The sequence below is a fragment of the Pseudonocardia sp. Cha107L01 genome, from assembly GCF_052566575.1.
Genome location: NZ_CP199579.1, coordinates 1,759,125 through 1,786,073, shown reverse-complemented (window position 1 = coordinate 1,786,073; position 26,949 = coordinate 1,759,125). Strand labels below are relative to the sequence as shown.

Genomic DNA, 26,949 nt, shown 5'->3' with positions numbered 1-26,949 from the left:
CCTTACTCCTAGATTATCCCCGAATATGCACCAACACTAGAAGGGGCGAGCTAAGATCCCAGGCTCACGACGTCCGATCTGCTCCCCAGGCCATAGAAAGATTCCAATTGACGAGGCCGCCAAGCAGCATGTCACCATCTTTCTTGCCAATTGCGACCGCCTCACCCTTCGAATATCTGTGCGCAAGCCAACCAAGTTCCGCAGTGGATAACTCCTGCGAAATATCGTGCGCCGATATTCCAACTAATGCGAAGTTCCGCATCCGACATCGGCCTACAAGATACAGACTATTAGGCAGGGAAACCACATTGACTGACTCGACTTCGAGGCCAACACTTCGCCACCATTGGCGCTGCCAGACACAGCTATGAGCCTGCCGGAAACTGTGTAGGTATCGAATTGCGGGCATGTCAATTCCTGCAAAGCCATACCCCTTTCCGTCGTCTGATACCTCAACAACGCTACCGTGATAGAACGGCTCGTCCTCCGGGATATAGCCGCTTTCCTGCGCTTTGTAGAAAGCTTTACCGACTTCATGGGCCCACAATATATACTTCAGTACGACCCATTTCCCCTCTTTTCGGGCGAAGTTGCTATCGAGTCGGAGCATCTGAAGGCCGTTATCTCGACACAGACGGTCCTTAACCAGATCTCGGCGCACTTGGACTCTATCGTCGTGCATGGGGCCATCGTATTCAATTGCAAGAACCGGGAGTTGAGTGCTAGTGTCGATAGCTACGAAATCAAGATGAGACGTCCACAGGAAATTCCGATCCTCGCCACTGAGAGCCAAGTCGTCAATGTCCAAGGCGTCACGGAGTCGCATTTTGAGATTGATTCGATATCCCGTCTGATCTGCATAATCAGCCAGAATCTGATCAACACGATATTCGGTGTTGTTCAGAACTTTCTTCCGCCTATCGCGCAATCCCTATATCCCTTCTGGTCCGAGCCACGATACTTGGGCGGACCATACTGCATGGCACTCGCAAAGTCCGACCATCGCCCATCCGCCCGATGGGGACAGGCGCTACTGCCGTCGGCCACCCACGGACGATGCTGCTGAACCAGCCTCCATCATGTTCATAGCCGAGGTGTCACACATCAATCGGAGCCGGGCATTTGGAGTCTCGGAGAGTCGCGGCGTGTCTCGCTGTCTGGTCTCGCCGTCTGGTCTCGCCGTCTGGTCTCGCCGTCTGGTCTCGCCGGGGCGCAGACTTTCTTCTCTTGGTCAAGGCGGCGCCTGCGGCGCCGCTGCGGCCTGTGTTGACCGGCAGCCCAAGGAGCACGCGGGGCGTGCGGCCTCCGGCCGGTCCCCGCTGTCGTCTGCCACGAGTAAGGGACCACCTGGGATCTAGTTTTGCCACGAGGATGGGACCAGGGGCTTGCCGGTGATGGGACCACCTGTTTGCCAGTAGTGGGACCACCCGGCGTGGCTCCCCGCCTTCCGGTCGTGCGGCCGTTGTGGTCGTCCGCATGTCCTATCGGGAGGTGTCCGTGATCGAGGTTAGAGAGATCCTTCGGCTGTGGTTGGAAGGCCGTTCGCTGCGCGCTGTGAGCACGTTGGCGGGGGTGGACCGCAAGACGGTCCGCCGGTACGTCGCTGCCGCTGAGGCGGCCGGGCTGGCCCAGGAGTGCGGCCCTGAGCAGCTGACCGATGAGCTGCTCGGGACGGTCCTGGGCGCGGTGCGACCGGACCGCCCACGCGGTGTTGGGGCGGCCCGGGAGTCCCTGGATGCCCATCGGGAGCAGATCGCGGCCTGGCTGAAACAGGGGCTGACCTTGGCCAAAGTCCATGTGCTGCTGGGCCGGCGCGGGGCGGTGGTGCCCTATCGCACGCTGCACCGCTACGCGGTCAGCGAGTTGGCCTTCGGCCGGCGCCAGCCCACGGTCCCGGTTGTCGACGGCAACCCTGGTGAGGAGCTACAGGTCGATTTCGGTCGACTCGGGCTGATCCCGGACCCAGTTCGTGGGGCACGGCGGGTCGCCCATGGGCTGATCTTCACCGCGGTGTATTCGCGGCACATGTTCCTTTACCCGACTCACCGCCAAACACTCGAAGAAGTGATCGCCGGGTTCGAGGCCGCCTGGGCGTTCTTCGGTGGCGTTTTCAAAGTCGTCATTCCCGATAATATGAAAGCGATCGTCGAGCAGGCCGATAATATCGAACCCCGGCTCAATGATAGTTTCCGCGAATACGTCCAAGCTCGGGGCTTCGTGGTCGACCCGGCGCGGGTCCGCCATCCTCGGGACAAACCCAGGGTCGAAAAATGTGTGCAATATGTGCGGTCCAGCTTCTTCGCCGGGGAGGACTTCACCGATCTGAACGACTGCCGGGCCCGCGCCGTGTTGTGGTGCGCCCAGGTCGCCGGAACGCGTATCCATGGCACCACCTGCGCACGCCCAGCTGAGGTGTTCGACGCCGAGGAAGCACCCCTGCTGCTGGCGGCCCCCGCGCAGAGGTTCGCGATCCCGGTCTACACCAAACCCAAGGTCGCACCTGATCGGCATGTCGAGGTGGCCAGAGCGCTGTATTCGGTGCCCGGGGAGCTGATCGGGCAGCGGCTGACCGCTCGTGCTGATGGGCACACGGTCAAGCTGTTCCGCCGCGGCCAGCTGATCAAAGTTCATCTCCGGCAGGAACCGGGGCGGCGGCGCACCGACCCGGCGGATCTGCCCAGCGAGGTGTCCACCTACGCGATGCGCGACCTCGACGCGCTGGCTCGCCGCGCGACTGGCTATGGCGAGCACATCGGTGCCTACGCGGCCGCGCTGCTGGATCATCCGCTGCCCTGGACCAAGATGCGCCAGGTCTATCGGCTCCTCGGACTGGTCCGCCGCCACGGCGCTGACCGGGTCGAACAGGCCTGCAAGCGGGCCTTGGAGGTCGAGGCGGTCAACGTCGGGCTGATCGACCGGATGCTCACCCGGGGGCTGGAAGCCGACACCACCCGCGGCACCGCCACCGGCCAGCTGGCCATCCCCATCCCGGCCGCCGTTGATACCGCCGCCTCGAAGGTGGTGCCCGCCGCGCGACGGTTCGTCCGCGACGCCGGCGAGTTCGCCACCGGTGCCACCGGGCAGATGCGGCGCCCGTCGTGACCACCAACGCCCGTCCCAGCCCCGTCCCGCGCGGGTCCGTGCAGCGAGTCGAGGTATCCGGCGATCTCAAGGACCTGATGCGCCGGCTCAAACTCGGGCGGCTGCTCGACACCCTGCCCGAACGCCTCGCGTTGGCCCGCACCCAACACCTGCCGCATCACGAGTTCCTGGAGATGCTGTTCGCTGATGAGGTCACCCGCCGCGACCAACAAGCCACCCTGCTGCGCGCCCGCTCCGCGCACCTGGACCCGACCATGGTCCTGGAGGCCTGGGACGACTCCACGGCCGTCGCGTTCGACCGGACACTGTGGGCAGAGTTGTGCTCGCTGCGATTCCTCACCCAAACGAACAATGTGCTCATCATGGGACCCGTGGGAGTGGGGAAAACATTCCTGGCCAACGCCCTCGGGCATGCCGCGGTCCGCCGCAAATACACCGTGCACATCGAACGTGCCGACAAACTGTTCAAACGGCTACGCGCCGCCCGTCTCGATCACACCCACGAAGAGGAAATGCGGAAACTGCACCGGGTTGAACTATTGATACTCGACGATCTGGCATTGCACCCGCTGGGCACCGAGCAGACCAGTGATTTTTATGAGCTGATCGTGGAACGCCACCGCGAGGCCTCCACGATCATCACCTCGAACCGGGAACCCCCAGAGATGCTGACCATGATGGCCGACCCGCTGCTGGCCCAGTCCGCGATCGACCGGCTGCAGTCCGCCGCCTTCGAACTCATCGTCGAGGGCGAAAGCTACCGCCAGCGCCAACGACCACGCATCGGCCAACCCCTCGACGCCGCGCAGGAGGACAGATGACCGAGAAACGTTGACGTCAACGACGTCCCTACACGACGATCAGCACACGGCCCACGACCGCCGAAGTGGTCCCTAGCTGGTGACAAAACGGTGGTCCCTTACTCGTGGCACCTGACATCCCCGCGCACTCCGGGCTGCCGGGGGAGGCCCGCGACGATCAGGCGGCCATGAACAACAAGATGCCCTCGCCGGGCCGGCAGGTCTCCGGGATGGCGAGGGCTAGGTGATCAGGCTCGGTTGGGGGCTGTGGCTGGACGGCGCCATCCCATCGACCTCCCCGAGGGCTACCAGACCGCAGCGCGGGGGCAAGCCTGGCGAGATCGGCCGGCGGTAGGGAGCAATGTTGCCCCCGCCCTGCGGCCTGGTCGGGCTACGCCAGGTCGACGGGATGGCGCTCGGTTCGCCCGTAGAGGTGACCTGCGAACTGTCTATCTGCGAGCGAAGCCGTGAGGCGCTTCAGGATCCAGGACCCGAAATGTCTTGCCCTCTGGCTCCATGTCGTTCAGCTCGATCAGCAGCCTGTAACTGCCGGGGTGTGGTAGAGCCAGCCCCAAGAACGGCAAGGCGATAGGTAGCACCGACTCCTCACCCGGCTGCATTATCGGGCTACGACCTGCGTTGAACTGGGCAGTGATCTTTCCTCGCTCCTCGGGGGGTGTGTCGGCCGCAGGCTCAGTGAGCTGGACTTGTTCGCCATCGGTGTCGACTAGCGAAACCCTCAGAGTGTGCCGCTGGTTCGTGGCCTGCCACGGGATGGTCACCGTCAGTGCAAGCGCAAAGTGGACGACGTACGGCGGCCCGGGAACCGAAGGGGTGAGCAGGTTGATCCCCGCCCCTGAGACGAAGAGCTTGCCGGCGTGCACTTGGGCGTAGTCAGCCAGCAACACGTCAACATCCACCGAGGAACCTCCCTGCTTGCCTTGGCGTCATACAGCACCCGTACGATGAGCGCCTAGTGTCATACGCAGCATAGCGCTCCCCCTCATGTGGTCATACACTGGTCAGGAGAAGGTGATGGCTCGGCACCCGTCAACCGCGCCTGGACTCACGCTCTTACCTGCCAACGAAGCCAGAGGGTTCGAGGGGACCGAGGCTCACCTGGCTCGGAAGGGCGTCACTCCGCTAGAACTCGATCAAGTCTTCATGAATCGGCCGAAGTGGCTGAGAAACAAGAACAATCGCCGTGCCAACTGGAGGATGCTCGGAAGAACGAACGGCGGCCGTGCGCTCGACGCCAAGATGCTCTGGGATGAAGAACACGATCAACTCATCCCCGTCACGGCATGGACCGCTTCGGAGGCGGACCAGGTCAAATACAACCTGTAGGAGGGTCGCGAGACGTGGAAGATCACGAGAGAACGATCTACGAAGAGGTCCGCGACGAGCAGGCGTATTACGAAGAGCATCCGGACAGCGACGAGTGGGAAGAGGTGCCCGCCCCGGACGAGCAGCCGGTGAAGGCCGTTCGGCGAACCATGATCTCCGTCCGGTTGTCCCCCGAAGAGGCGGAAGAGATCAGGGTCGCAGCGGCCCGCGACTCTGCAACCGTATCCGAGTTCGTTCGCAGGTCAGCCCTAGAGCGTGCGCGTTTGCATCTTCTCTGGACTCAAATGTCGACGGCTGTTCCCGGACGTGTAAGCGTGCACGTTAATGCTCGCGTCCCAGTCAACTACTCAGACCGTGAGCTTGAAGGTGAGACCGAGGACGGCGGCGTTCTCCTGCCCTGCTGAGCCAGCCACGCCGGTGGAGTGCCGAGCCAGCTTGCCGATTCGCCACCCCAACCGCGTCCACACTCAGCCTCGCGGGGGGGTACGGGTCGTTGCCCGGAGCGATCGTGTCCTTGGCGCGGATCTTGCCGTCAACGCCGTGGATGACGACCTCGCCGCCACCATCGTTGTGGACGATCTCGCGGGCCCGGGCGATTGCCGCTGCCTGCGTATCGGTCTTCGCGCTGGCGCGATCGGCGTCGGGCTTCTCGATTCGCCAACCACCATCGGGGTCTGGCAGTACGTGACGAGAGTTCGGCACGTCATCCTCCTGAGTTACCGGGGAGCGAGTATCTCACCGGTCGACGAGATACCTCCATCACTATACGTGACCAACACTCCCTTTGGGTGACGACCGGGCGGCGAGACACCAGGAACGCCCCGGTCAGCGCCTCAGTCCAACGAGCCCGGCGGCTGCCTGTCGGCGGACGTGTCCCAGTCCTGTACTGCAACAACTACCCGTCGTCGTGCAGACGGTCGACGTACCGTTCCAGCTCGGCCACCCGTACGCGGTGCAGCCAGCCGATCCGCACCGTCTTGATCTGGCCCTCCTTAACCAGCCGGTACATCGTGGTCCGACTGATCGTGAGCCGTTCAGCGGCATCCTCGAACGACACGAGGAGCTTGGGCGGGGATGGCTCAACCGGGGCCGGCGCCTCTGGCGGGCTGAGTAGAGTGATCAATCGAGTCACGAGTTGGGCAATCTCGGCACCGCGTGTCAACGGTCATTGGGAACTCCGGGTGGGCGGACATTTGATCTCCGGGCTGGCGGACAGCGGATCTCCGGGTAGGCGGACGTGAGTTTTCCGGGTGTGGGTTAGTTCAAGGGGATCACTCCCTTGCCTGCGAGGGCTTCGGCGAGACGGTGCGAGTCGCCGGTGGTTGCGATCAGATGTGCATGGTGGAGCAGGCGGTCGACGGTGGCGGTGGCCAGGGTTTTCGGCATGATCGAGTCGAATCCGCTGGGGTGGATATTGCTGGTCACCGCGATCGAGCGCCGCTCGTAGGCGGCATCGATGATCCGGTAGAACGCCTCGGCGGCGTCTTGGCCGGCGGGCAACATCCCGATGTCGTCGACCACGATCAAATCGCAGCCGCAGATCCGTGACACCGTCCGTGCGACCGTGCCGTCGACCTTGGCCTTGCCGACCGCCGCGGTCAGAGATTCCAAGGTGAACCAGGCGACCCGCAGGTCGGCCTCGATCGCGGCGTGCGCCAACGCCTCAACGAAGTGCGACTTCCCGGTGCCCGATGGGCCGGCGACCGCAAGATTCTCCTGCCGACCGATCCACTCGAGGGTGACCAGCGCGTTCTGGGTGGGCTCGGGGATCGAGGACTCCTCGGGCCGCCAGGAGGAGAACGTCTTCCCGGTAGGGAAGTTCGCGTTCTTGCGCCGTAACCGACGCGTCGCCGAGTCGCGGCCGGTGACTTCCTCGATCAGCAGGACACGCAGCACCTCAGCGGGGTCCCAACGTTGCGCCCGTGCGGTTGCCAGGATGTCGGGCGCGGCTTTGCGCAGGTAAGGCAGCCGCATCCGACGCGTGATCTTGTCCAACTCATCGGGCAGCGCCGGCGCTTGCGGGTGGCTCACGACCATGAGTCCACCGCCTCGATGCGCTGCTGCAGCCGGGCGGCGAGGGTGCCCACCCAGGCCGCGACCTCGAACGCGTCACTCTGCCCACCCGAGCAGGCCCGAGCGCACGCCTCGGTCGGCCCAGGGTCGCCGCCGGCCAGCCACTGCTCGAGCAGATCCAGAACGGTGGTGGTCTGCTCGAGGGTGGTGCGGTCGATCAGTACCCAGGGCGAGGGCGGCAGGCCCGGCAACGACGCGGGCTGGGTCGGGTCGGGGGTGTTCATGCGCCGAACCTGTCCCACGACCCGGTGCCGGGCTGCGCGGAGTGCGCCTCGTCGACGTGCACGACGTCATCGGGTGGCCCGGCGGCGCCGAGGTGATCCAGGATCGAGACCAGGTCGTCCTCGGCGAACCGGCCCGCGATCGCGGCCAGCCCGAGGGCCTCATCGACCCGGTCGCCACCCAGGACCGCGCCCAGCGCGACCGCCCGGGCCATCTTGGCCCGGATCCGCGCCACCCCGGTCGCGGCGGCCTCGATCAGCCACCGGCGTGCCCCCTCGCCCAGGTCCAAGAACGCGACCTCTTCCGGGGTGCGGGCACGCACCTTGGGAACCCGCGGCAGATTCCCGCCTGGGTGGTGCGGGTAGTGCGCATCGACGATGCGCGGATGCCCCGGGGTGGATAGCTCGTGACGGGCGATCTCGCTGATCCCCACCGCGGTGGACCCGGTGATGGCCAATTCCTCGCCCACCACCCGGCACCACACCTTCTGGCCCTGGTGCCCGTCCGGGGTGGAATAACGCACTGAGCCCCACCGGATCGTCTGATCATCATCAACCAGCCGTTCCTCGCCCAGCGCGATCGCATGCGGCGCGCCCGGCAGAACATGCAGGTGCTGGCGCTCGATGCGCAACCGCTCAACAGGAGCGGCCCCGGTCTCCCGGTGCGGGCGGGCGTTGACCCGCTCGCACCACTCGAAGCACGCGTCGGCGAGCTCGGCGAACGAGGCGTAGGCGGGCAGCAGGTTCGCCGTGGTCGGGACCAGATCCGCTTTGGCGATCTTCACCGTGTGCTCAGCGCCGCCTTTCGACTCCGGATCGAAGGGCTCACACGTTTCCACCTTGCAGCCGTAATGGCGGCCCGCGGCGACGATGTCAGGATGGCGCACCGGCACGCCGGCGACCCGGTCGATCGTCACCGTCTTCGGGTTATCAGTCAGTAAATAGGTGGGCGCCCCACCGATCCGCCGCAGCGTGGCATCCACACACCCCACCAGGGTGCCCAGCGTCTGGTCCCAGGCCGGGAGCACCACCCGAAACCGTGACCAGGACAGCCACGCGCAGAACAGCTGCGTGCGCCTGCCACCGACACGGGGACCTTCGCCCCAGTCGTGCTGCAACCACATCCCCGGCTCAGCCACCCATGGCCGGTACTTCCGTCGGTGCCCCGCATTCCAATCAGCCTTGACCTCGGCCACCGCGCGCCGCGTGCTGCGATCGGTGCCGGTAAACCCCATCGCGACCAGCCGCGCGTGCACCACATCGGCACGAACTCGCCCCTTCGATGCCTCGACTAACTCCTCGATCTTGTCCAAGAACGGGTCAATCGCTCGCGGCCGTCGCGCCGGGGTAAACGGGTCGCGCCCGGAGTCGCGGATCGCGACAAAACGGGCCACGGTCTTCTCATCCACCCCGGCCAACGCCGCGGCTGAATGTGGACAACGCGTCAAATCGAACGCTTGCAAGATCTCCATGACTTCCCTGCCAGACTTGGTCAAGGGGTCCCTCCAGATCGGGGCTGGCTGTGATCGACAACCAGAGCCAACCCGGCAGGAGGGACCCCGCCTCGCATGCTGTTCAGGCGTGTCCCGGAGAAGTCATGTCCGCGGACCCGGAGATCTCATGTCCGCCCATCCGGAGCCAGCTGTCCGCCCATCCGGATCTTCGCGTGTCCGTCGGCACCGCGTTCCTGGTCCATTCTGCGGATTGTCCCCGGTGCAGCACGACCAGCCTGCGATCGTCAGGCGCTCGTCAGGACCTCCAGCAACCTCCCCAAACAATGGCAGGTGAGGGTTAACGTTCACGCACGTCGATCCATGAGCGCAGCCATCGACCCAGGTCACAGCCCTGCCATGATTCGTTCCGCTTCAACGTCTGGGTAGCAGCTCAGCCCGCCCGGCAAGCGCCCTGTGCCTCCGACCCGGCGTACTGGCAGGCTCAGTTGACGACAGTTCTAGGGAGGAGACTGATTCAGCGTTTGGCCACCGGATGTGCCAGCCCACCCGTGTGTCCGCCACGTCGGCGAGCCGTCTGGGGCTTCCGGTGCTGCGCTGGGGCGTGTACGACACGGGCAGTCGTTCGAGGGCGCTGCGAGTGAGCGCGCGAGCCACTCGGGCCGCCCGTGCCAGCCAGTACGCCAACGATGATCGCGGCGAGCAGCACCCATGCACCAACGCTCGCCTTCTCGCTTCCACCACCTGCGCCCCCAATACGCCGACCGAACGCATAGGACCCAAAGGCTCCGACCGCTGCCAGAATCGCGATGAGGAGCACAGCCCGTGAGCCCCCCGTGCCCGTGCTCGCCCCTGTCGCAAGGATCGACATGGGCGGGACTCCCGTCATGGCGGCCGGTCACGGCCCCGACCGGGCGACTGTGACCAATGAAGACGGTCACTCTAAAGGGTGATGCTTGCTGTCGAAAGTAGTTGTCCCCTCCGAGTCACCTCGACTTTGCGCAGAACCTTCCCCTTTGAGGCATCACGTTGCCCCGACTCCGGGCCACAAACAGGGCGCGACGATGTCTCCTCCATGACAGCGGGGGTTCGGCGGGCATCGGAAAGGCATCAAACCCACGAGTACGTGTCCGCCCGGTCCGACACCAGGCAGCACACTGACCGGCCCAGACAGCACCCGCGGGCACCCCGTGGCACCCGGAATCCGCCTTCGGGACGAAGAGGTCGTGGGTTCGAATCCCGCCACCCCGACACCATGAAAGGCCCAGGTCAGAAGCTCCAACCGGAGCCCAAGACCTGGGCCTTCGTCGTTCCTCATGGTGTCAGCCGGAGCATTTCCGGAGCGACAGCCTCATAGCGGAGCCGGAACCCCCGCCGCGCCGCCGTCCGGGTCGTCGTCCGGATCGCTGAGAGCTCCAGGATTCGCTCCGGGTTGTCAGTCCGCCGGGTGTAGAGGTCGAGCGGCCTGGATGACCTCTCGTGACCCATCACCCGCTGCACCGTGTACAAGCGGCATCGGCGATCGGTCATCAGTAGTGGCAAACGTCGAGAGACAACCAGCAGGTCGGCGGCACAGTGTGGCCATCCGCCCTGGCCAGACGCAGTTCACGAACTACCGCTGACGGACGATCACAGGCCCCTGAATCCGGCTTGACAGGGAGAAGATCACCTATCTGCCGCTAGCGCACCAGGTCCCGACGGAGTATTCCGAGGGACCCACCAACTGAAGGGGAGGGGCGATGATCAAGTTCGCGCTGTTCTTCTCTTACACGCCGGAGACCTGGGCTCGCATGATCAGCGCTCCCTCGGATCGCGCCGCAGCCGTACGGGCAACCATCGAGCAGGCGGGTGGCACGTTGGAATCGCTCTACTACATGCTCGGCGATCACGACGGAATTGTGATCTTCGACGTGCCGGACGCGGACGCCGCCGCTGCGGTCGCGCTACTTGTGACCAGCTCCGGTGCCTTCCGTTCAGTGAGCACCCACCAGCTGATCCCGTCCGCAGACCTTCCCGCCGTCTTGACCAAAGCCGCCGCAGGTCAAGGCAGCTACGTCAGGCCCGGGGATTGAGCCCGAGTGGAGGTATACCCATTTCCTGCCGGCTCGCGCCCCCGGTCTTCGGCGCGGGTCAGCCCTGGGGACTGTCGGCTCTGTAGCCCTGGGCGAGCGAGGATAGGCGCCGGTTCGCCACTGTTCCTTATCGTACGGATTGGCCTATCCGCGCAGGTTAGCCTCGTAGCCCGATTCGTTCCGCTTCAAGGTGTGAGCGCCAGAGCTGACAACAGTTCTGACGATAACGGTGACGACACCACGCACGCCCCGCACCAGGACGACAGCAAGGACTTCCGCCCGACCCTGGCAGTCTGAGGCTCCTGGGTTGTGGTCGGGGCCGCTGGCGACCGTGACTGCTGCGGGGCCGGCTTCATAGTGATATCTGCTCGCCGATGTCTTGTTGTTGAGCGGCGGCGATGACCAGGGCCACCGCTGCGGCGTCCTGGACCGCCACGCCGACGGATTTGTAGACGGTGATCTGCTCGGGGGTGCTACGTCCTCGCTTCGTGCCGGCAACGAGTTCGCCCAGCTCAGCGTGGACGTGGTCAGCGGTGATGACGCCGTCACGGATGGGGATCAGCAGGTCAGTACTACCTGCGGGGAAGGGTGCCAGGGCGGCGCGGCGGGACTCCACACACACGAGCGCTTCGGCGATGGTCGCGTCGTCGAGTTCGCGGCCGGCGCGGTTGTATCCCACGGACGTGACGTGAACTCCCGGGGTGAGCCACGGGCGGCGGACGACCGGCTCGATGGCGTGGGTGGTGGCACATGCGATGTCGGCGCCGTCGAGCGCGTCCCGGTAGGAGGACACCGCTTCGACAGCGACATCCATGCTGGATGACAGTTCGGCCGCCAGTTGCTTGGCCTTGGCGGGGTCGCGTCCGGCGATGCGAATGTGCCGGATCGGTCGGACCCGGCACATCGCGCGGGCATGCGACCGGGCCTGCACTCCTGTGCCGAGAATGGCCAGCACGGCGGCGTTCTCGCGAGCAAGCAGGCGCGCTGACAGCGCCGAGCACGCGCCGGTTCGGATTGCGGTGATCGCGATGGCGTCCAGCAACGCCGCAGGTGCACCGGTGTGCGGATCGAACGCCACGATCACGCCCTGGTGGGTGGGCAGCCTCGTGGCCGCGTTGTGCGGAAACAGCGACATCAGCTTGCTCATCAGCACCTTGCACGAGGGCACGTAGCCGGGCATCGCGGCAAGGAAACCGTCTTGTTCGGGCACGAGGGCGGCGACGCGATCGGGTACGGAGGCTCGTCCGGCGCTGAAGTCGGCCATCGCCTGCGCCAGTGCGTCGATCAACGCATCTACATCCAGCAGCGATTCGACCTGTGCACGAGGGAGAACAAGCATCGGCAACCCCCTTCATCTGGCAAACTGCCTTCAGCCCTCAGGTCATAACGCCCTGCACATCGAGGTTGCGGAACGTCGGCTCCTCGTCACAGAGCTTGGCCAGACGATCGGCGAAGTCCGAGGTCGCCGGGTTCTGGCTGTTGGCCGTCGCGGCCTCGTAGCTGGGGAACTCGACGATCTCAAGGTAGGTGTCCGCGCGGTCACGGTCGGCGGCGCGGATGGCCCAGCGCGCGGTACGGCCGTCACCGATAGCTTTGGCCCACTGATCGTCCAGGGCGGCCACATCATCAAAGCGCTGGGTCTTGAGCTCGATCAGCTGGACGAATGTGCCGACGGTGGTGGGCGTATCGACCGGTTCCCGCAGCCCGGCGCGCAGACCGTCGCGAAGCTCCTGATTGTCGGTGTGGCCGTGCACGTCAACGGCGTGCGCGGCCCCGGCGCGCAGCACCTCATCCTCCTCGCCGATCAGGGTCAAAGTGCAGCCGGATTCGCTGGGCATTTCGCGGCAGTCGAGCATCTTGCGAGCCATGAAGCGCCTCCTCGAAATAGTGAGGCAAGTCACAGTAGTCGCTGACGACAGTCTTGACGACAACGAGGGCGACAACGCTCGTCGGCGGCCGGTGATCATCTCCCTCTCGACGGCTTGGGCCCGCTTCTCGGCCGTCTCGGAGTTCGTACCGTGGCTGCGGCTAAAGGCATGTGCCCGCTTTACCAGTTAGGTCGTCAGTTCCGCGTCCGGTCACCGCGGGTTTGTGCTGCAATCGTGGCATGTCTCTGGACGAGCTTCGCGCACTGCTGGAGCGGCATGCGCGTCCTGATTTGGCCACTGTCATCGACGGCGTCCGGATCTGCAAGGTCGACTACGCCGCTGCGCCGGAGTCCTCGATGTCCGGGACGGTGCTGGCGGTCATCGCCCAGGGCGGCAAGCGTCTTGCACTGGGCGACCGCTTCTACGACTACGGCGCCGGTCAGTATCTCGTCGCCTCGGTCGACGTCCCGGTAACCGGGCAGGTCATGGACGCGGCTCCCGGCAGGCCCGCGCTCGGTTTCGGGATGACTCTGGAACCTGCCGTCATCGCGGAGCTGCTGCTGCAGGCTGCGCCAGGGGATCTGGCGCGGTCTCGTGGCATCGCGCAGCCGGGGATCGCGGTGAGTGACGCCCCGGGCGAGTTGCTCGACGCCATCGTTCGGCTGCTCCGCCTACTCGACCGGCCACGGGACCGGAAGGCACTGGCCCCGCTGGTCAAGCGCGAGATCCTCTGGCGGTTGATGACCGGGGAACAAGGTGACGTCGTCCGCCAGCTCGGCGTGGCCGACAGTAGCCTGATGCACGTCAGACATGCCGTGCGGTGGATCCGGGAGAACTACGCCCGGCCGTTCCGGGTCGAGGACGTGGCACAGCTGTCGGGGATGAGTGTTTCCGCCTTCCACCGGAACTTCCAGGAGGTGACGGCGATGAGCCCGATCCAGTTCCAGAAGCACATCCGGCTGCAGGCGGCGAGACTGCTGCTGGCGAACCGTCCGAACGACATCACCGGCGTCGGCCAGCGTGTCGGGTACGACAGTCCGTCCCAGTTCAGTAGGGAGTACCGCCGCCAGTTCGGTGCCCCGCCCAGCGTCGATGCGGCGCGCTTGCGTGGCGGAGCGGGGCCCGCTGCCCCGGCGCTGCCGTGACGCGGCCTGAGCGAAGAGGTTTGTGCAAATACGCGAGAGGATCTTGCTAGCCCGACGCCAGCGGTGCTGTTTTCCTGTGGGTATCGGAACGAGCAGGGATTCCGGACAGTCACCACGACTCGGGCGATGGCGGTCGCCGACCGACTCACCGACTGCCGTCAAATTGGAGAAGTATGAAGTGCCGCATGCTGGGCCGGACCGGAGTCGAGGGCGCCGCATCGAGGTCTGGTTCCACCGCGTCGACGGCCGCTGGTACCTGACCGGCATGCCCGTTCCCCGAAGCTGGTACGCGAACTTGCGCGCGAATCCACGGTTCGTCGTGCATCTCAAGCACGGGGTCACGGCCGACCTGCCCGCGACCGCGGCGCCGGTCGAGGAGCCAACACGGCGGCGAGTGATCACCGCGGTCCTCGACCTGCAAACCCGGCCCGACGTAGCGGCACGGGTCGGCCGACGCCAGGACCTCGACGACTGGCTCGCGCGCAGCCCGCTCGTCGAGATCGTGTTCGACGACGAACAGTTGCGAACGGCGTCCTCGACGCGGTCCGGATAGTCCGAATCTCAGGGAACGGTTACGTCGTGCCGGCCGTCGTCGGGGTCGGATTCGCGGAGTCAGTACGTCGAGTCCTTCCCACCGCGCGGCGTCCACCAGTACCGCCCACGACAACGAACGCCTCCAAGGGAGAGAAGTATGAAGTACCGCACGTTGGGCCGGACGGGAATCCAGGTCAGCCCCTACTGCCTCGGCGCGATGATGTTCGGGGCCATGGGAAACCCCGACCACGACGACTCGATCCGGATCATCCACAGTGCCCTCGACGCGGGGATCAACTTCGTCGACACCGCCGACGCTTACTCCCATGGGGAGTCCGAGGAGATCGTCGGCAAAGCGCTCAAGGGCCGCCGCGACGACGTCGTGCTGGCCAGCAAGGTGCACTACCCGATGGGCGAGGGTCCGAACCGCCGGGGCAACTCACGGCGCTGGATCATGGCCGAGGTCGAGAACTCGCTGCGCCGCCTGCAGACCGACCACCTCGACCTGTACCAGGTACACCGCCCCGACCCGACTGTCGACGTGGAGGAAACACTGTCAGCCCTGTCCGACCTGATCCACAGCGGCAAGGTGCGCGCGATCGGTGCGTCCTCCTTCCCGACCTCGGAGATCGTCGAGGCACAGTGGGTCGCCGAGCGGCGTGGGCTGGAGCGCTTCCGGACCGAGCAGCCGCCGTACTCGATTGTCAACCGGGGGATCGAACGCGAGGTGCTGCCGGTCTGTCAGCGCTACGGGATGGGCGCGCTGGTCTGGAGCCCGCTGGGCCAGGGCCTGCTCACCGGCCGCTTCCGCAAGGGCCAGCAGACCGACACCCACCGCTCCGGCGGCATGCCGCAACACTTCGCCGACGAGCGCAAGCTCGACGTGGTCGAACAGCTCGTCCCACTCGCTGAGAAGGCCGGCCTGCCGATGACGCACCTTGCGATGGCGTTCGCGATCGCCCACCCCGGCGTCACCTCGGCGATCATCGGGCCGCGCACCATGGAACAGCTCGACGACCTGCTGGCCGGCGTCGAGGTCACCCTGGACGACGAGGTTCTCGACCGGATCGATGAGATCGCTCCGCCGGGGACCGACGCCGGCCCCAACGACGTGGCGTACACACCGCCGGCTGTCTCGAGCGTGAGTCTGCGGCGCCGGCCAGTCGCTGAGCGCTCCGCCGCCTGAACGAGGTACTCCGGGGTGATCATCCGGGCCGGTAGGCCCAGTCCGACGGTGGGAGGTAGGCGCCGAGCAGCGCTGGCTTCGACTTCACCTCATGCCCGCACGGCTCGCGCCCTCCGCCTTCGGCCGGGCGCGGCCGGCGGGCTACCCGGAGGCATCAGAACGGCACCAAACCCACTGGCACGGGCTAGGACGGCTGGTATCCAGGAGCACGTTGCCCAGCACGGACGACACTGGTCGACACTTGGTACCACGCAGAATCCGCCTTCGGGACGAATATGTCGTGGGTTCGAGCGCTGTGTCCCACACGTCGGTGAGCCCGTCCAGCAGTCGGCCGCGCATCTCGTAGGACTCCACGAGGTTCCTGACACTGAGGTAGCCGTCAGGAGGGACTGGCCGTGGCCCCTTGGACAGAGGAGCGTGAGCCTCGCCGGATGCACGACAGCTTCAGCTACCAGACCCCTCGAAGGAGCAGCGATGACGCCGTTCGTCGAAAAGACCATCGAAGAGAAGCGAGCCGCCCTCAAGGCCATGTCGGACGCCGTCCTCCTCACGCCCTGGCACCGGGAGGATCTCGAACCTCTCACCGCTGCAGAGCGCGACCGGCTGATCAACTATCGGCACGACACGATTGGCTTCCACAACTACTGCGACACGATCGCGCCCTCAACTCCCAAGAGCGCCGAGGAGATCGCCGATATAAACGCCGTCTTAGACCGATGGTGTGGGTTCTACACAGACCTCCGCGACTGGAACAACACCGAGAACGCGACCAGAGCGGCCAACGATCTCAACCCTGTCAACAAGGTCATCCAGTCTGAGTGCGCGTTCATCGGCACGTTCCGCTGCCAGCTCCCCTCCGGCGGAAACGATGACTGACTTGGCTGTGCGCAGGAAGTCCCGGACGGGCCGTTCGGACGGCTCGCCGTTGAACTTCGAGGCGGGAGACCCATGCGTCATGTTCGGGGGTGTTGACGCACTAAGGGCTGATCCTGTGGGCGAGTGAGGGACGGTCCTACCGCCCGCGAACGGCCAGGTCACAGGCCCCTACGGGGGAATGAGACCTCACCTTTCGGCTTCTCCCGGCCTCGCTGGAGTCCCCTCAGCGACGCTCCCTGAGCAGGGCGTCCAGTACTCCAGCCGGTGAGCTGCCGCTGTACCTCAGCCGCTGGTCGAGCGCCGCGTCCCACATCGGTGAGTCCGTCCAGTGCCGGAGCCCATGGGGTGTGACGCGCGGAGCGACCGGCAGCCAGCACGCGGCCGCCCGCCCTGCGGCGTTCCTGCCCCGCACCGGCACGCCCGGCCACGGATCCCCCAGCACCGCGCGGTCCTGGAGGTGGCTCTCCACGGGCTCGCCCCGTCCCGTAGCCACCGCACGGCACTTGTCGGACCGCACGCCTCGGTCCGCGTCCCTCAGAAGGAACACTGACCCGGCACAGGCAAACCACAGCTCGCGCGGGCACCATCGCTCCCATGCATCCCACTGCCCGAACCAGGGCCCGAACCGAGATCCGAACCGAGGCTCCCGGCGCGATGCCCGCGCCCCGGGACGGCTCCCTCGGGTCCCACTCCCCCGGGGTTCGGCTCGACCACGAGGATGCCGCCGAGCTGGCGAAGCTTCTGACCGTCATCGGCGACTGGCTGGAAGGCGCCGACGCCCCGGTGCTGGCCGCCTCGTGGCGCCGCTTCGCCGGTACCGGCCACGACATCGACGAGCTCAAGGCCGACCTGGGCAGCTTCGTCGCCGCCCTGAGCTAGTCCAACCCCTGCACTAGGTAGGCGAGGCACTTCCGGTGACCTCGGGGGTAGGTGGTCGAGTGTCTTGTCGTGGCGGGGCCCTTCCAGCTGGGGCCGTAGTAAGCCCGGCGTCGCGGTGACAGGCCTGGGGCGGGCGACTTCGACGGCGGGGCGGCCACCACCGCGATCCGGCCTGCGCGAACCCGGGTGGGTCGGATAGTTGTGAATCACCTGTGGATCTCGGCCGCCGTGTGACACCTGAGGGGCTCACAGCGTTGTCTCAAGGGAGAGCAGATCATCGAGTTTCCGGGGGCCGTGATGCGTCACTCTGTTCGTCCGCGCTGGTTGGCCCGGCTGATCGGGTCGGCGCGGGGACAGCGCCGTCCCGAGGAGGTCGGCGCCACCCGAGAGTTCAGCGGGTCAGCTGGGGCGCCGGTTCGCCCGGGCCCGCCTGTCGGCCCGATCCCCACCCGTCCGCTGTACCAGCCCCGGCCGTGGGTCCCCCCGACCGAGGCGGACCGGGCACCGAACTCCGCCCCGACGCCGGACGCCGAGTCGACCTCCACCCGCCCGATCATCACGCAGTCGCCCGACCAGGGCCGGGCAACACCGGGCCGGCGTGCCGGTACGTCATTCAAGCGACCCGGCTGGCTGGTGCTCGGGCTGGCAGCCGCCGTGCTGATCGCCCTGGCCGGCGGCTACCTGATCGTCACCCGGAGCGGCGGCTCCCAGGTCGGTGGCGCGGGCGGCGCGGTGGGCAAGCCGGAGGCACTGGCCAACTGCACCGCCACCGTCACCGACGCCTCGAGTGCGCGCAGTGCATTCGAGGGCGCGCAGCCCGGCAGCCGGATCTGCCTGCAGGGCAACCTCGGCAACGACGAGCTGCAGCTACGCCGCTCGGGCACTTCCCAGCAGCCGATCACCATCCTCGGCGGCGGCACCGCCACCACCGGTCAGATCTCCGTGCGGGGCGACCACGTCGTCGTCGACGGGGTCCAGCTGTCGAAGCCCCGCTCACCCGGGTTCCAGCTGACCGGCAACGACATCACGGTGCGCGCGAACGTGATCGACAGCCCCCAGGTGGTCAAGAAGAGCGACGACGGTGACGGCATCCGGTTCTTCGGCAACGACATCAAGATCGTCGGGAACCTGGTCAGCAACGTGAAGAACCTCAACGGCCAGGACGGCAACCACGCCGACGCCATCCAGACCTTCGCGACCTCCGACGAGAACGGCCCGAGCCAGCGCGTGCTCATCGACAACAACCGGTTCGAGAACGTCGACAACATGTGCCTGATCGCCGAAGGCCCGGACAGCGAGGCCGGCGACGGCACCGGGGAAGGCAGCTCCAGCAAATTCACCGTCACGAACAACTACTGCGACAGCGCCGCCGGCCAGGCGTTCTTCTTCGACGACATCAGCGATGTCACGCTCGCCGGCAACACGGTCGTCGGCAAGATCGACAAGGCGTTCTCACTGCAGAACAACTCGACCAACGCCACGATCCGGGACAACAACATCGGTCCCAAGGTCGGCTACCAGGTCGGCATGGACGACTCGTCCCAAGAGGGCTATAACGGCCCCGAGCCCGAGGGCGCCCCGTGAGTGCCCATTCTCGCTAAGCCGTTTGCGCCACCCCGAGGCCAAGGCCCGGATCGTGGCCGACCGGTCGCTGATCGCGGACGCGGTGGCGGAGATGCTGCGGCTGGTCACCCCCGGCCGCTACATCCGGCGCACCGCGACCGCCGACACCGAGATCGGCGGCCATCGGATTCGTGCGGGTGAGGCGGTGGTCATGAACTTCACGGTCGCCAATTACGACCCGGCGATGTTCGACGAGCCGCTGCGTTTCGACCTCGACCGGCGTCCGAGCGATGTGCTGGCGTTCTCCTGGGGTCCGCACCGCTGCATCGGGGCGTTCGTGGCGCAGGTCGAGGCTCGGGTCGCGTTCGAGGAGCTGCTGGCCCGGTTCCCGAACATCGAGGCCAGGGGGCCGGCGGTGTTCCACCCCAGCCTCGCCACCGCCGTCGTCGAGTCGGTGCCGGTGGCCTTCCTGACCTGAGCCGGCGTCGACCAGCCAACACCTCTTTGTGACTGACGCCGGCTGTGCGGCACTCGTCGTGGCCACCTCTGCTGCTATGTTGCCCCCCGCGTTGTGGAGTCGAGGCCTGCGAGGAGCGGAATGCCGATCAGAGCCACGGCGGGCGGGGTCGGGCTCGTGCTCGTCGCGCTTGTGAGCTGCAGCAACCCGGCATCGACACAGCCGCCACCGTCGGTTGCGCCGACACAGCCGACGGCGGTCTCACCGACACCGGCGCCCCCGCCGGCGACGAGCCGGGTGCTCAAGTACACCGAGCAGCGGCTGCTTTCCACCGACGCCGCCCTCAACCCACCGGCCTATCCGGTGCGGACGAAGCCCGGCGGCTCTTGGCTGACCGAGGGGGCGGACGACTGGACCGCCGGCTTCTACGCCGCCGCGCTGTGGCGGACTTACGAGCGCACCCACGATCCGGCGTGGCGTCAGCGGGCCGAGACCTGGCAGGCCGGGCTGGCCCGCCAGACGAAGCAGGACACCACTGATCTCGGCTTCAAGATCTTCGACACCTACGGCGTGGGCTACCAGCTGACCGGCGACGAGTCGTACAAGCGCGTCGTGCTGCAGGCCGCCGACACCGTGGCGCGTCGATACAACCCGAACGTCGGGATGTTCCGGGTGTGGGACAAGGCCGACGACAAGACGCAGTACCGGGTCAACATCGACGCGTTGATGAACCTGGAACTCATGTTCTGGGCCGGGCAGAACGGCGGGAACCCGCAACACGCCGACATCGCGAAACGCCACGCGCTGCGGGCGCTGCAGGATCTGGTCCGCCCGGACGGTGGGACGTGGATGGTCGCCCATTACGACCAGAAAACCGGCGCCCTGCTGAGCCATTCCACCAAGCAGGGCTATGCGACCGAGTCGACCTGGTCACGGGGGCAGGCCTGGGCCGTCCACGGCTTCACCACGGCCTACCGCTACACCAAGGACCCTCGGTTCCTCGATGCCGCCCGGCGCACGGCGGACTATTTCGTTCGCCGCCTTCCGCCGGACCGGGTTCCTTATTGGGATTTCGACGTGCCGAACAAGGCGACCGCGCCGCGCGACACATCCGCTGCCGCCGTCGTCGCCAGCGCACTGGTCGAACTCAGCGGCTACGAGGCCGACCCGGCCGCGAAGCAACACGACACCGATACCGCCCGCGACATCCTCACCTCGCTGTCCTCGCCCGCGTACGCACCACGCCAGCCGAAGTTCGCGGCGATGCTGCAGCACGGCACCCAGCATTTCCCGAGCGGCTGGGCGGACACCGGCATCATGTTCGGCGACTACTACTACGTCGAGGCAATCGGCCGCTACGAGAAGGCCGGTAATTCGACGGCGGCGTTCATGTCGGACTGACCATCCGATCCGGTACCAACCGCGTTTCTCGACGGCGACATCCCGAGCACGGTCCCGCCACCCTCGCTGTGCTCCGCGCGCGGAGGGACGTCAGGCCAGCGTGTGGAAGAAGGCGGTGATGTCGTCGGAGAGCAGGCCCGGTTCCTCGTGGGCAGCGAAATGACCCCCACGGGGCATGGCGGTATAGCGGGTGAGGTTGTGGGTCCGCTCGACCCAACTGCGAGGCAGCCGGCCGCCGAGGTCGGCGGGGAAGACCGCGACCGCGGTCGGCACATCGACACGTTCGACACGTGGACTGAGCCCGTGGTTGCGCTCGAAGTAGGGACGAAACGATGTCGAGATCGTGTTGGTGAACCAGTACAGCGACGCCTGGGTCAGCAGGAAGTCGTCGTCGAATCGGGTGGAAACGTCGCCGCCGCTGTCGCTCCACGCCCGGTACTTCTCGAGAATCCAGGCAAGCAGTCCTGACGGTGAGTCGGACAGGCCTTGGGCGAGAGTGAGCGGGCGGGTCTGCTGCTGGTGGGAGTACCCGCGCTCGGCGTCGAACCAAACCTTCTCCGCTTCGAGATAGGCGCGTTCTTCGCCGGTCAGCCCAGCCGGGTCAAAGCTGGGCGGGTCGGCGACGTCCAGGAGATGGACGCCCGCCACTGCCTCCGGGTAGGCCTGCGCGAGCCGGCTGCACTCGCCCGCCCCGATGTCGGAGCCGTGCACGCCGTAACGCTCGAAACCGAGCACGTCGTGCATGAGCCGGTGCCAGATGTCGTGGGTCAGCGGGGTCCCGCCGAGCGCGGGCCGCTGCGGGGACAGCCCGAACCCCGGCAGGGCCGGGACGATGACGGTGAACGCATCCTCCGGGCTGCCGCCGTAGCGCGAGGGCGCGGACAACCGGTCGGCCAGGCCGGTCAGTTCGAGGAATGAGCTGGGCCAGCCGTTGGCAAGTAGGAGTGGTAGTGCCCCGTCGCGCTCGGCGTCGAAGCGCAGGTAGTAAACGGAGGTGTCGCCGACGTCGGCGAACCGGGACGGCAGGGCATTGATCGCCGCCTCGTGCTTGCGCCAGTCATAGGCCGATGCCCAGTAGTCGACCAGCCGGCGCAACTCGTCGCCGTCGGTACCGGCTTCCCAGGCGTCGACCGGCCACGGCTTCGCCCACCGTGTCCCGCGCAGGCGTGCGCGGAGGTCGTCGAGGTCGGCGTCGGACACCGTGAGTAACTGTCGGGGGTCGGCCATGAGCTTCTCCTCCTGTCTGTCGACACCAGTGAACGGTAACAGCGGTGTCGGCCGGGAGGCAACACCAATGAAGCGGTATGATGGTGTCGTGGCTGCGCTCACCCTGATCGAGGAGTTCCTCAACACGGTCGACGAGCGATCGTTCAGTCGGCACGGCCAGATCCACGCCGGCGGCGAGCAACTGACGTCGTCGGGTGAACTGGCGGACTGGCTGGCAGACCGCGACCTGGCCGATCCGGGCGTTGAGTTGGGGCAGGCAGATCTAGCGAGCGCCATCGCCCTCCGTACGACCTTGCGGCAGTCGCTCTTGGGCGACGTCGATGCCGCCACAGCCTTTGTGGACTACCCGCTGCAGCTCGCGCCTCACCGGCCGGGCGGGCTGCGTATCACCGCCCAATCCGGTAGCCGATGGCTCAACGTCATCGTCGAGACCGTGGCGATGAGCGTGTGCCGCGGAGACTGGAGCCGAATCAAGCTCTGCGCGGCACCGGACTGCCGGTGGGCCTTCCACGACACGTCACGCAGCGGCCGAGGGCGCTGGTGCGACATGAACGTCTGCGGCAATCGCCACAAGACCCGCACCTACCGCGAGCGCCATCAGCAAGCCACGTGACTCCGCGAAACAGACCGTGCCGCCCACCCGCGTCACCGGTTCTCGCGGGACAGCACAGTGTTCCGCGGGGGTCGGTGGTTGAGATAACCGGTGATCAGTTCGGTGAGTTCGTTGATGACAGTGGCGCGATCCAGCCGCGGGCGTTCGAGGACGTAGCTGATCGTGACGTGTTCGACGGTCCGTACCAAGATCCAGGAAATGGTTTCCACGGGTCGGGTCGTGTCTCGGCCCGGGTAGGACAGGATCGCGGTGGCCATCATGTCGTCCATCCGGCGGGCGAACAGTGCGCGAGGGCTGTCGTTGGAGCGGGGCACCTGCTCGATCAGCACGCGCAGCAGGCCAGGATTTTCCTCGAAGGCGTCCAGCATCGCGGTGACGGTCCTGCGTACCGCCTCGCTGGGTCGGGCGGAGCCGAGGGCGCTGAGGAACGCGCGGGACATGCGGGTCGAGAGTTCGCCGGCGTAGCGGTCGATGATCAGGTCGATGATGGCGTTCTTGTCCGGGAAGTACTGGTAGACCGATCCTGGGCTGATCCCGGCCGCCGTGGCGATGTGGTTGGTGGTGGTGGCCTCGTAGCCGCGTTGCAGCAAGACGGTGTGGCCGGCGGTGATGATGCGCTCGACCATCTCCTTGGAGCGGGGTTGGCTCGGCTCGCGGCGCATGGGGCGCCGGGCCTTCGCTGTCACGGGACTGCCCAGCACGCGAATTGAACGCGAGTAAATATTCGTGTCACCATCAAGGCATGGTCGCACGGCTGCTCTCTGGTCGGCCGAACCGGTCATCCGCTTCTCAACGATGTGCCCCGGCCATAGGGTCGCCGGTGTGATCTAGGTCCGGGATTTCACAGTTGATATCACCGACGCACAGATCAACGACCTGCGCGACCGGTTGGCTCGAGCACGGCTGCCCGAGGCCGAGAGCGTGGACGACTGGTCCCAGGGCATCCCGCTGGCCTACCTCCGTGAGCTGTCCGACATCTTCGTACAAGAGGTCCGTGACGGCATCCAGGCGCTGCAGTAGTCACGGTGGTACATCGCACGCGATGTCTGCGGTCCGCCTCTCCCCGCGCTTGGGCTACGGCCTAGCCGTCAACGCGTCGGTCAACAACGCCACCAGTGCCTCGAGTTGCACGTCCGCGGAGGACGACACCTCTTCGTCCGAACCGTCCAACGCCCGGGCAGCGAGCCCCGCCTTGCTGTCGATCAGCTCGGCGATCCTCGCGTCGATGGTCTGGGCGGCGATGATGCGCCACGCGGTGACAGGCTCCGTCTGACCGATGCGGTGGCTGCGGTCGATGGCCTGGGTCTGCTCCGCGTCGGTCCAGGAGAGCTCGGCGAGCACGATGTTCGAGGCGACCTGGAGGTTGATGCCGACCCCGGCCGCGGTCAGCGAACAGACCGCGATCGCGACCTCGGGGTCGTTGACGAAGGCGTCGATCTGCTTCTGGCGCACCGTCCGCGCCTGGTCACCACGGATCGAGGAGAACCGGATCCCGGCTTTGGTGAAGGTCTCCTCGGCGGCGTCCATCACGTCGATGTGCTTGGCGAAGAAGACGACCTTGCCCGCGCTGCGCGCCAGCTGGGCCGCGTAGTCGGCGGCGAGGCCGGCCTTCGCCTGCCCGATGCGCCGCATCATGGCGAACACGTTCTCGGTGCCCTCGGCCTCGGTCGCCTCCTTGCGCTCCCGGGTGGCGATCCGGCGCACGAGGGCGTGGTCGATCCCCTCGACGTCGGGGCCAGCCTTGCGGCGTTTGAGCGCGGCCTCGTACCGCCCCACCATGCGGCGAGCCAGTTCCTGCTCGGCCGCCCGGATCGACCTGCCGACCTTCTCGTCCAGCTCCACGGGAAGGTCGGCGATCCGCCGGGCCGGGATGTCGGCGGCCACGTCGACCTTGCGGCGGCGGACGATCCCGAGGTCGACCACGCACTGGCGGGCGGCGGGGTAGAACCCGGCGTCGGCCGGCGTCAGCCCGGTCTCCTCCAGCACGGTCATCAGCTCGGCGCGCGGCTTCGTGTCGTCGATCCAGCCGAGGAACTGCCAGATCGCCCGGAAGTCCTCGATGTCGTTGATCAGCGGGGTCCCGGTCAGGGCCATCAGCAGGGGCCGCGCGACGCGGGACCGGATTCGCTCGGACAGCTGCAGCACGTGCTGCGAGCGCTGCGAGGTCTTGTTCTTGATGAAGTGCGCCTCGTCGATGACCATGCCGCGGAAGCCGAGGTCACCGATCCAGCCCACGTGGCGGTCGAGCACCTCGTAGTTGACCACGACGATGTCGGCGAAGCCGTCCATCGTGTCGCCGTCGCCGTGGATCGCGGTGGCCGACCGGGTGGGGGTCCAGAGGGCGGCCTCGCGGACCCAGTTGGTCTTGACGACGTTCGGCACGACCACGAGCAGCGGGTAGGCGTTCGCCGCCTTCGCGGCGAGCAGCGCCTGCGCCGTCTTGCCCAAGCCCGGTTCGTCGGCGAGCAGGAAGCTCCGGTGCCCGGCGGCGGCCGCGGCGACCAGCTGCCCCTGGTGGGGCATCAGCTCGCGGCCACCTGGCGCCTGCAGGGACGACGCCGCGGGCAGCGCCATGCACGGCGAGGCTCCGCCGCCGGCGCGTTCGAACGAGCTGAAGAGCGGCCCGAGCAGCTCCCAGGTGGCCAGGCGGCGCGCCGGGGCCACGCTCGGCCTGGCGGCCGAGAAGTCCGGGGCGAGGAAGGGGTTCGCCAACTGGCGCGAGACGATCGTCTGCGGCACCACCCGCCGCTCGGTGGGGGCGGGGGCGACGGGCGGCTCCGGGGGTGTGACCCCGGCGGGGGCCGCCTCGATTCCGGCGTCCTCCAACAGGTTCCGCGTGAGTGTCCTGGCCGCGTCGGACAGGACGGCGTCCTCGGCGAGCAGCTCGAGCAACGACGTGTCGCGGGTGGCGGTCTGCGCGAGGATCAACGCGATCCCGTCGAGGCGCTTGAGCATCGCGGACCGGCGGGCGTCGCTCGTGATCTCCGCCCGTACCCGAACTCGCTCCTGGCGTGCCAGGACAGCCACGACCTGGAACTTCGTGCGGTCCGAGGGCCGGACAGGCCCACGCTGCGCTGCTGTCTCGACCTCGCGCGCGGTGCGGGCGAGCACCGGAATGATGCCGTCGTCGTCCCGATCGCGGACGCGGCGTTTCGGCGCACGGGCGGTGCGGTGAGCGCGCTGTGGGCGCTGATCACCTCGAGCCACGAACTACTCCTGTCCCCACACGATCGAAGCCCGGTCGCCAGTCGGCGATCGGGCCCCCTCGCAGGGTAATTGGTCGTAGCGGGCGCAGGATGTGAACCTGCGACCTCCGAGTCATAAGCCGGTCGGAGGTGCCGGCTCGTCCATCATAGTCGGAGTCGTCCACGTTTTCGCGGACCGGAGTCCGTCCGCGCGTATGCACTGGCTGAGGCTTGCCCAGTAACCAAGTCACTTGGTAGAGCCCGCCCGCTGGGACGCGGGTGTGCGCGCGTACGTCCAGGACGGCGCCGGGAGCAACCGTGCGGTGCGGGCCAACCGGGTGGCCCACGAACGGTGGGCGCTCCGCTCTCGGGTGCTCCGTGACGTCAGCTCGATCGACACGACGACGACTGTGCTCGGGCAGCGGGTCGAGCTGCCCCGAGTCGGAGTGAGGAGTGTCGCCGAGATCGACTCGAGCATCGTCCGCCGGGCGCCTGCTGGGTCGAGCCCGGACGAGACTCCTCACGCTGATTCAGGCTCCGGGGCGATGTCGATGTGCACCCCTTCGAGAGCGCCGACGTAGATCAACACCTTGAGTGCTTCGCGGTGGCCAAGGATGAAGGGCAGTTCCGTGCCGATGAGCGGCATGCAACGCGCTCGCAGCAGGTGCGGGCCTGCCTCGGTCGGCACCCGCACCGTTCCACCGTGTTCCAGGTCCGCGATCTGTTGGTCATCGAGGTAGACGTGGATCCGCCGGGCCGCACCCGGTGCCATGCTCTGGGGGCGATGGAGGACCAGCTCGCTGGCCTGGTCCGCCGAGGGAGGTGGGTCCGCAGTCATCAAAGGCTCCTCGGATCGTCGCACAGGAACTCATCCTTGAGAGCAGAACGCCCAGGTAGGGTCGCTGGCCGATCCCATCCGGTCAAGTCGTTCGACCAACCTGGCCGAAGA

At 66.8% G+C, this 26,949-nt stretch carries 29 protein-coding genes and 1 pseudogene; 17 read left to right on the top strand and 13 right to left on the bottom strand.

Annotated elements, in window-relative coordinates:
* Window positions 1–64 precede the first annotated feature (64 nt).
* Window positions 65–928, bottom strand: a complete 864-nt coding sequence (locus ACTXG6_RS08455; RefSeq protein WP_445187202.1) for a DUF2726 domain-containing protein — start codon at window positions 926–928, stop codon at window positions 65–67.
* Window positions 929–1,476: 548 nt separating this feature from the next.
* On the opposite strand from ACTXG6_RS08455, the gene istA (ACTXG6_RS08450) reads away from it, so the two are divergent.
* The 3 genes from istA (ACTXG6_RS08450) (at window position 1,477) to ACTXG6_RS08440 (ending at window position 4,150) form a co-directional block, all read left to right on the top strand.
* A complete protein-coding gene (gene istA / locus ACTXG6_RS08450; protein WP_445183323.1) occupies window positions 1,477–3,102 on the top strand; it encodes an IS21 family transposase in 1,626 nt (541 codons plus the stop codon).
* Window positions 3,099–3,923 carry an ATP-binding protein gene (locus tag ACTXG6_RS08445; protein ID WP_445183324.1) on the top strand — a complete coding sequence of 275 codons (825 nt, stop codon included), beginning with the start codon at window positions 3,099–3,101 and terminating at the stop codon, window positions 3,921–3,923. Before istA (ACTXG6_RS08450) ends, ACTXG6_RS08445 begins: the two co-directional genes overlap by 4 nt.
* Window positions 3,924–4,027: 104 nt before the next feature.
* A complete protein-coding gene (locus ACTXG6_RS08440; RefSeq protein WP_445187201.1) occupies window positions 4,028–4,150 on the top strand; it encodes a hypothetical protein in 123 nt (40 codons plus the stop codon).
* A 201-nt stretch (window positions 4,151–4,351) separates the two neighbouring features.
* Here the strand turns inward: ACTXG6_RS08440 and ACTXG6_RS08435 are convergent, their stop codons facing one another.
* Window positions 4,352–4,822 carry a DUF6941 family protein gene (locus tag ACTXG6_RS08435; RefSeq protein ID WP_445187200.1) on the bottom strand — a complete coding sequence of 157 codons (471 nt, stop codon included), beginning with the start codon at window positions 4,820–4,822 and terminating at the stop codon, window positions 4,352–4,354.
* Window positions 4,823–4,937: 115 nt separating this feature from the next.
* On the opposite strand from ACTXG6_RS08435, the gene ACTXG6_RS08430 reads away from it, so the two are divergent.
* Complete coding sequence (locus ACTXG6_RS08430; protein WP_445187199.1) at window positions 4,938–5,249, top strand: hypothetical protein; 312 nt, start codon at window positions 4,938–4,940, stop codon at window positions 5,247–5,249.
* 14 nt (window positions 5,250–5,263) lie between these two features.
* The gene (locus tag ACTXG6_RS08425) at window positions 5,264–5,653 is read left to right on the top strand and encodes a plasmid mobilization protein (protein ID WP_445187198.1); all 390 of its coding nucleotides are present in this window, start codon (window positions 5,264–5,266) and stop codon (window positions 5,651–5,653) included.
* On the opposite strand, the gene ACTXG6_RS08420 is transcribed toward ACTXG6_RS08425, so the two are convergent.
* From ACTXG6_RS08420 to istA (ACTXG6_RS08400), 5 genes are all read right to left on the bottom strand, one after another.
* Window positions 5,589–5,951, bottom strand: a complete 363-nt coding sequence (locus tag ACTXG6_RS08420; RefSeq protein WP_445187197.1) for a DUF2188 domain-containing protein — start codon at window positions 5,949–5,951, stop codon at window positions 5,589–5,591. The two genes, ACTXG6_RS08425 and ACTXG6_RS08420, sit on opposite strands and share 65 nt — an antisense overlap.
* A 193-nt stretch (window positions 5,952–6,144) precedes the next feature.
* Window positions 6,145–6,306: a helix-turn-helix domain-containing protein gene (locus ACTXG6_RS08415; RefSeq protein WP_445187196.1), complete on the bottom strand. Its 162-nt coding sequence runs from the start codon at window positions 6,304–6,306 to the stop codon at window positions 6,145–6,147.
* A gap of 200 nt (window positions 6,307–6,506) precedes the next feature.
* Window positions 6,507–7,280, bottom strand: a complete 774-nt coding sequence (istB, locus tag ACTXG6_RS08410) for an IS21-like element helper ATPase IstB (RefSeq protein WP_445183359.1) — start codon at window positions 7,278–7,280, stop codon at window positions 6,507–6,509.
* A complete protein-coding gene (locus ACTXG6_RS08405) occupies window positions 7,277–7,546 on the bottom strand; it encodes a hypothetical protein (protein WP_331511675.1) in 270 nt (89 codons plus the stop codon). The genes istB and ACTXG6_RS08405 overlap by 4 nt, the downstream gene beginning before the upstream one ends.
* The gene (gene istA, locus ACTXG6_RS08400; RefSeq protein WP_445183358.1) at window positions 7,543–9,015 is read right to left on the bottom strand and encodes an IS21 family transposase; all 1,473 of its coding nucleotides are present in this window, start codon (window positions 9,013–9,015) and stop codon (window positions 7,543–7,545) included. The genes ACTXG6_RS08405 and istA (ACTXG6_RS08400) overlap by 4 nt, the downstream gene beginning before the upstream one ends.
* Window positions 9,016–10,733: 1,718 nt before the next feature.
* Here istA (ACTXG6_RS08400) and ACTXG6_RS08395 point away from each other — a divergent pair.
* Window positions 10,734–11,066, top strand: a complete 333-nt coding sequence (locus ACTXG6_RS08395; RefSeq protein ID WP_445187195.1) for a GYD domain-containing protein — start codon at window positions 10,734–10,736, stop codon at window positions 11,064–11,066.
* 352 nt (window positions 11,067–11,418) lie between these two features.
* Here ACTXG6_RS08395 and ACTXG6_RS08390 read toward each other — a convergent pair whose 3' ends face one another.
* Together ACTXG6_RS08390 and ACTXG6_RS08385 are read right to left on the bottom strand one after the other, a co-directional pair.
* Window positions 11,419–12,405, bottom strand: a complete 987-nt coding sequence (locus ACTXG6_RS08390; RefSeq protein WP_445187194.1) for an ornithine cyclodeaminase family protein — start codon at window positions 12,403–12,405, stop codon at window positions 11,419–11,421.
* A 37-nt stretch (window positions 12,406–12,442) separates the two neighbouring features.
* Complete coding sequence (locus tag ACTXG6_RS08385; RefSeq protein WP_445187193.1) at window positions 12,443–12,934, bottom strand: DUF1059 domain-containing protein; 492 nt, start codon at window positions 12,932–12,934, stop codon at window positions 12,443–12,445.
* A gap of 239 nt (window positions 12,935–13,173) precedes the next feature.
* On the opposite strand from ACTXG6_RS08385, the gene ACTXG6_RS08380 reads away from it, so the two are divergent.
* The 8 genes from ACTXG6_RS08380 to ACTXG6_RS08345 all read left to right on the top strand — a co-directional run bounded on the left by ACTXG6_RS08380 (window position 13,174) and on the right by ACTXG6_RS08345 (window position 20,975).
* Window positions 13,174–14,079, top strand: coding sequence for an AraC family transcriptional regulator (locus ACTXG6_RS08380; RefSeq protein ID WP_445187192.1), 906 nt, complete (start codon window positions 13,174–13,176; stop codon window positions 14,077–14,079).
* A gap of 178 nt (window positions 14,080–14,257) precedes the next feature.
* Window positions 14,258–14,632: a nitroreductase family deazaflavin-dependent oxidoreductase gene (locus ACTXG6_RS08375; RefSeq protein WP_445187191.1), complete on the top strand. Its 375-nt coding sequence runs from the start codon at window positions 14,258–14,260 to the stop codon at window positions 14,630–14,632.
* 138 nt (window positions 14,633–14,770) lie between these two features.
* Entirely contained in the window at window positions 14,771–15,799 is a 1,029-nt protein-coding gene (locus ACTXG6_RS08370; RefSeq protein ID WP_445187190.1) for an aldo/keto reductase, read from the top strand.
* A 474-nt stretch (window positions 15,800–16,273) separates the two neighbouring features.
* Complete coding sequence (locus ACTXG6_RS08365; RefSeq protein WP_445187189.1) at window positions 16,274–16,675, top strand: hypothetical protein; 402 nt, start codon at window positions 16,274–16,276, stop codon at window positions 16,673–16,675.
* A gap of 654 nt (window positions 16,676–17,329) precedes the next feature.
* Entirely contained in the window at window positions 17,330–17,554 is a 225-nt protein-coding gene (locus ACTXG6_RS08360) for a hypothetical protein (RefSeq protein WP_445187188.1), read from the top strand.
* Between the two features lie 297 nt (window positions 17,555–17,851).
* Complete coding sequence (locus ACTXG6_RS08355) at window positions 17,852–19,138, top strand: right-handed parallel beta-helix repeat-containing protein (RefSeq protein ID WP_445187187.1); 1,287 nt, start codon at window positions 17,852–17,854, stop codon at window positions 19,136–19,138.
* A gap of 22 nt (window positions 19,139–19,160) precedes the next feature.
* Complete coding sequence (locus tag ACTXG6_RS08350; protein ID WP_445187186.1) at window positions 19,161–19,595, top strand: cytochrome P450; 435 nt, start codon at window positions 19,161–19,163, stop codon at window positions 19,593–19,595.
* A 276-nt stretch (window positions 19,596–19,871) separates the two neighbouring features.
* Entirely contained in the window at window positions 19,872–20,975 is a 1,104-nt protein-coding gene (locus ACTXG6_RS08345) for a glycoside hydrolase family 88 protein (protein ID WP_445187185.1), read from the top strand.
* A gap of 90 nt (window positions 20,976–21,065) precedes the next feature.
* Here the strand turns inward: ACTXG6_RS08345 and ACTXG6_RS08340 are convergent, their stop codons facing one another.
* Window positions 21,066–22,202, bottom strand: coding sequence for an epoxide hydrolase family protein (locus tag ACTXG6_RS08340; protein ID WP_445187184.1), 1,137 nt, complete (start codon window positions 22,200–22,202; stop codon window positions 21,066–21,068).
* 88 nt (window positions 22,203–22,290) lie between these two features.
* On the opposite strand from ACTXG6_RS08340, the gene ACTXG6_RS08335 reads away from it, so the two are divergent.
* Window positions 22,291–22,815, top strand: a complete 525-nt coding sequence (locus ACTXG6_RS08335; RefSeq protein ID WP_445187183.1) for a CGNR zinc finger domain-containing protein — start codon at window positions 22,291–22,293, stop codon at window positions 22,813–22,815.
* Between the two features lie 32 nt (window positions 22,816–22,847).
* Here ACTXG6_RS08335 and ACTXG6_RS08330 read toward each other — a convergent pair whose 3' ends face one another.
* Window positions 22,848–23,597, bottom strand: coding sequence for a TetR/AcrR family transcriptional regulator (locus ACTXG6_RS08330; RefSeq protein WP_445187182.1), 750 nt, complete (start codon window positions 23,595–23,597; stop codon window positions 22,848–22,850).
* Window positions 23,598–23,655: 58 nt separating this feature from the next.
* Here ACTXG6_RS08330 and ACTXG6_RS08325 point away from each other — a divergent pair.
* A pseudogene (locus ACTXG6_RS08325) lies at window positions 23,656–23,805 on the top strand (epoxide hydrolase N-terminal domain-containing protein); the annotation flags it as partial.
* Between the two features lie 84 nt (window positions 23,806–23,889).
* On the opposite strand, the gene ACTXG6_RS08320 reads toward ACTXG6_RS08325, so the two are convergent.
* Window positions 23,890–26,022 (bottom strand): DEAD/DEAH box helicase, encoded by a 2,133-nt coding sequence (locus ACTXG6_RS08320; RefSeq protein ID WP_445187181.1) that lies wholly within the window; start codon window positions 26,020–26,022, stop codon window positions 23,890–23,892.
* 259 nt (window positions 26,023–26,281) lie between these two features.
* On the opposite strand from ACTXG6_RS08320, the gene ACTXG6_RS08315 reads away from it, so the two are divergent.
* Window positions 26,282–26,581, top strand: coding sequence for an alpha-hydroxy-acid oxidizing protein (locus ACTXG6_RS08315; RefSeq protein WP_445189949.1), 300 nt, complete (start codon window positions 26,282–26,284; stop codon window positions 26,579–26,581).
* Here ACTXG6_RS08315 and ACTXG6_RS08310 read toward each other — a convergent pair.
* Window positions 26,521–26,838: a hypothetical protein gene (locus ACTXG6_RS08310; protein WP_445187180.1), complete on the bottom strand. Its 318-nt coding sequence runs from the start codon at window positions 26,836–26,838 to the stop codon at window positions 26,521–26,523. The two genes, ACTXG6_RS08315 and ACTXG6_RS08310, sit on opposite strands and share 61 nt — an antisense overlap.
* Window positions 26,839–26,949: the final 111 nt, after the last annotated feature.

Bases quoted from the DNA above. Each gene is read 5' to 3' on its own strand.
- ACTXG6_RS08365 (WP_445187189.1), top strand. From the start codon at position 16,274: ATGACGCCGTTCGTCGAAAAGACCATCGAAGAGAAGCGAGCCGCCCTC.
- ACTXG6_RS08360 (WP_445187188.1), top strand. From the start codon at position 17,330: ATGCCCGCGCCCCGGGACGGCTCCCTCGGGTCCCACTCCCCCGGGGTT.
- ACTXG6_RS08310 (WP_445187180.1), bottom strand. From the start codon at position 26,838: ATGACTGCGGACCCACCTCCCTCGGCGGACCAGGCCAGCGAGCTGGTC.
- ACTXG6_RS08385 (WP_445187193.1), bottom strand. From the start codon at position 12,934: ATGGCTCGCAAGATGCTCGACTGCCGCGAAATGCCCAGCGAATCCGGC.
- ACTXG6_RS08355 (WP_445187187.1), top strand. From the start codon at position 17,852: ATGCGTCACTCTGTTCGTCCGCGCTGGTTGGCCCGGCTGATCGGGTCG.
- ACTXG6_RS08330 (WP_445187182.1), bottom strand. From the start codon at position 23,597: ATGACCGGTTCGGCCGACCAGAGAGCAGCCGTGCGACCATGCCTTGAT.
- ACTXG6_RS08340 (WP_445187184.1), bottom strand. From the start codon at position 22,202: ATGGCCGACCCCCGACAGTTACTCACGGTGTCCGACGCCGACCTCGAC.
- ACTXG6_RS08370 (WP_445187190.1), top strand. From the start codon at position 14,771: ATGAAGTACCGCACGTTGGGCCGGACGGGAATCCAGGTCAGCCCCTAC.
- ACTXG6_RS08405 (WP_331511675.1), bottom strand. From the start codon at position 7,546: ATGAACACCCCCGACCCGACCCAGCCCGCGTCGTTGCCGGGCCTGCCG.
- istA (WP_445183358.1), bottom strand. From the start codon at position 9,015: ATGGAGATCTTGCAAGCGTTCGATTTGACGCGTTGTCCACATTCAGCC.
- ACTXG6_RS08395 (WP_445187195.1), top strand. From the start codon at position 10,734: ATGATCAAGTTCGCGCTGTTCTTCTCTTACACGCCGGAGACCTGGGCT.
- ACTXG6_RS08430 (WP_445187199.1), top strand. From the start codon at position 4,938: ATGGCTCGGCACCCGTCAACCGCGCCTGGACTCACGCTCTTACCTGCC.
- ACTXG6_RS08390 (WP_445187194.1), bottom strand. From the start codon at position 12,405: ATGCTTGTTCTCCCTCGTGCACAGGTCGAATCGCTGCTGGATGTAGAT.
- ACTXG6_RS08380 (WP_445187192.1), top strand. From the start codon at position 13,174: ATGTCTCTGGACGAGCTTCGCGCACTGCTGGAGCGGCATGCGCGTCCT.
- istA (WP_445183323.1), top strand. From the start codon at position 1,477: ATGTCCTATCGGGAGGTGTCCGTGATCGAGGTTAGAGAGATCCTTCGG.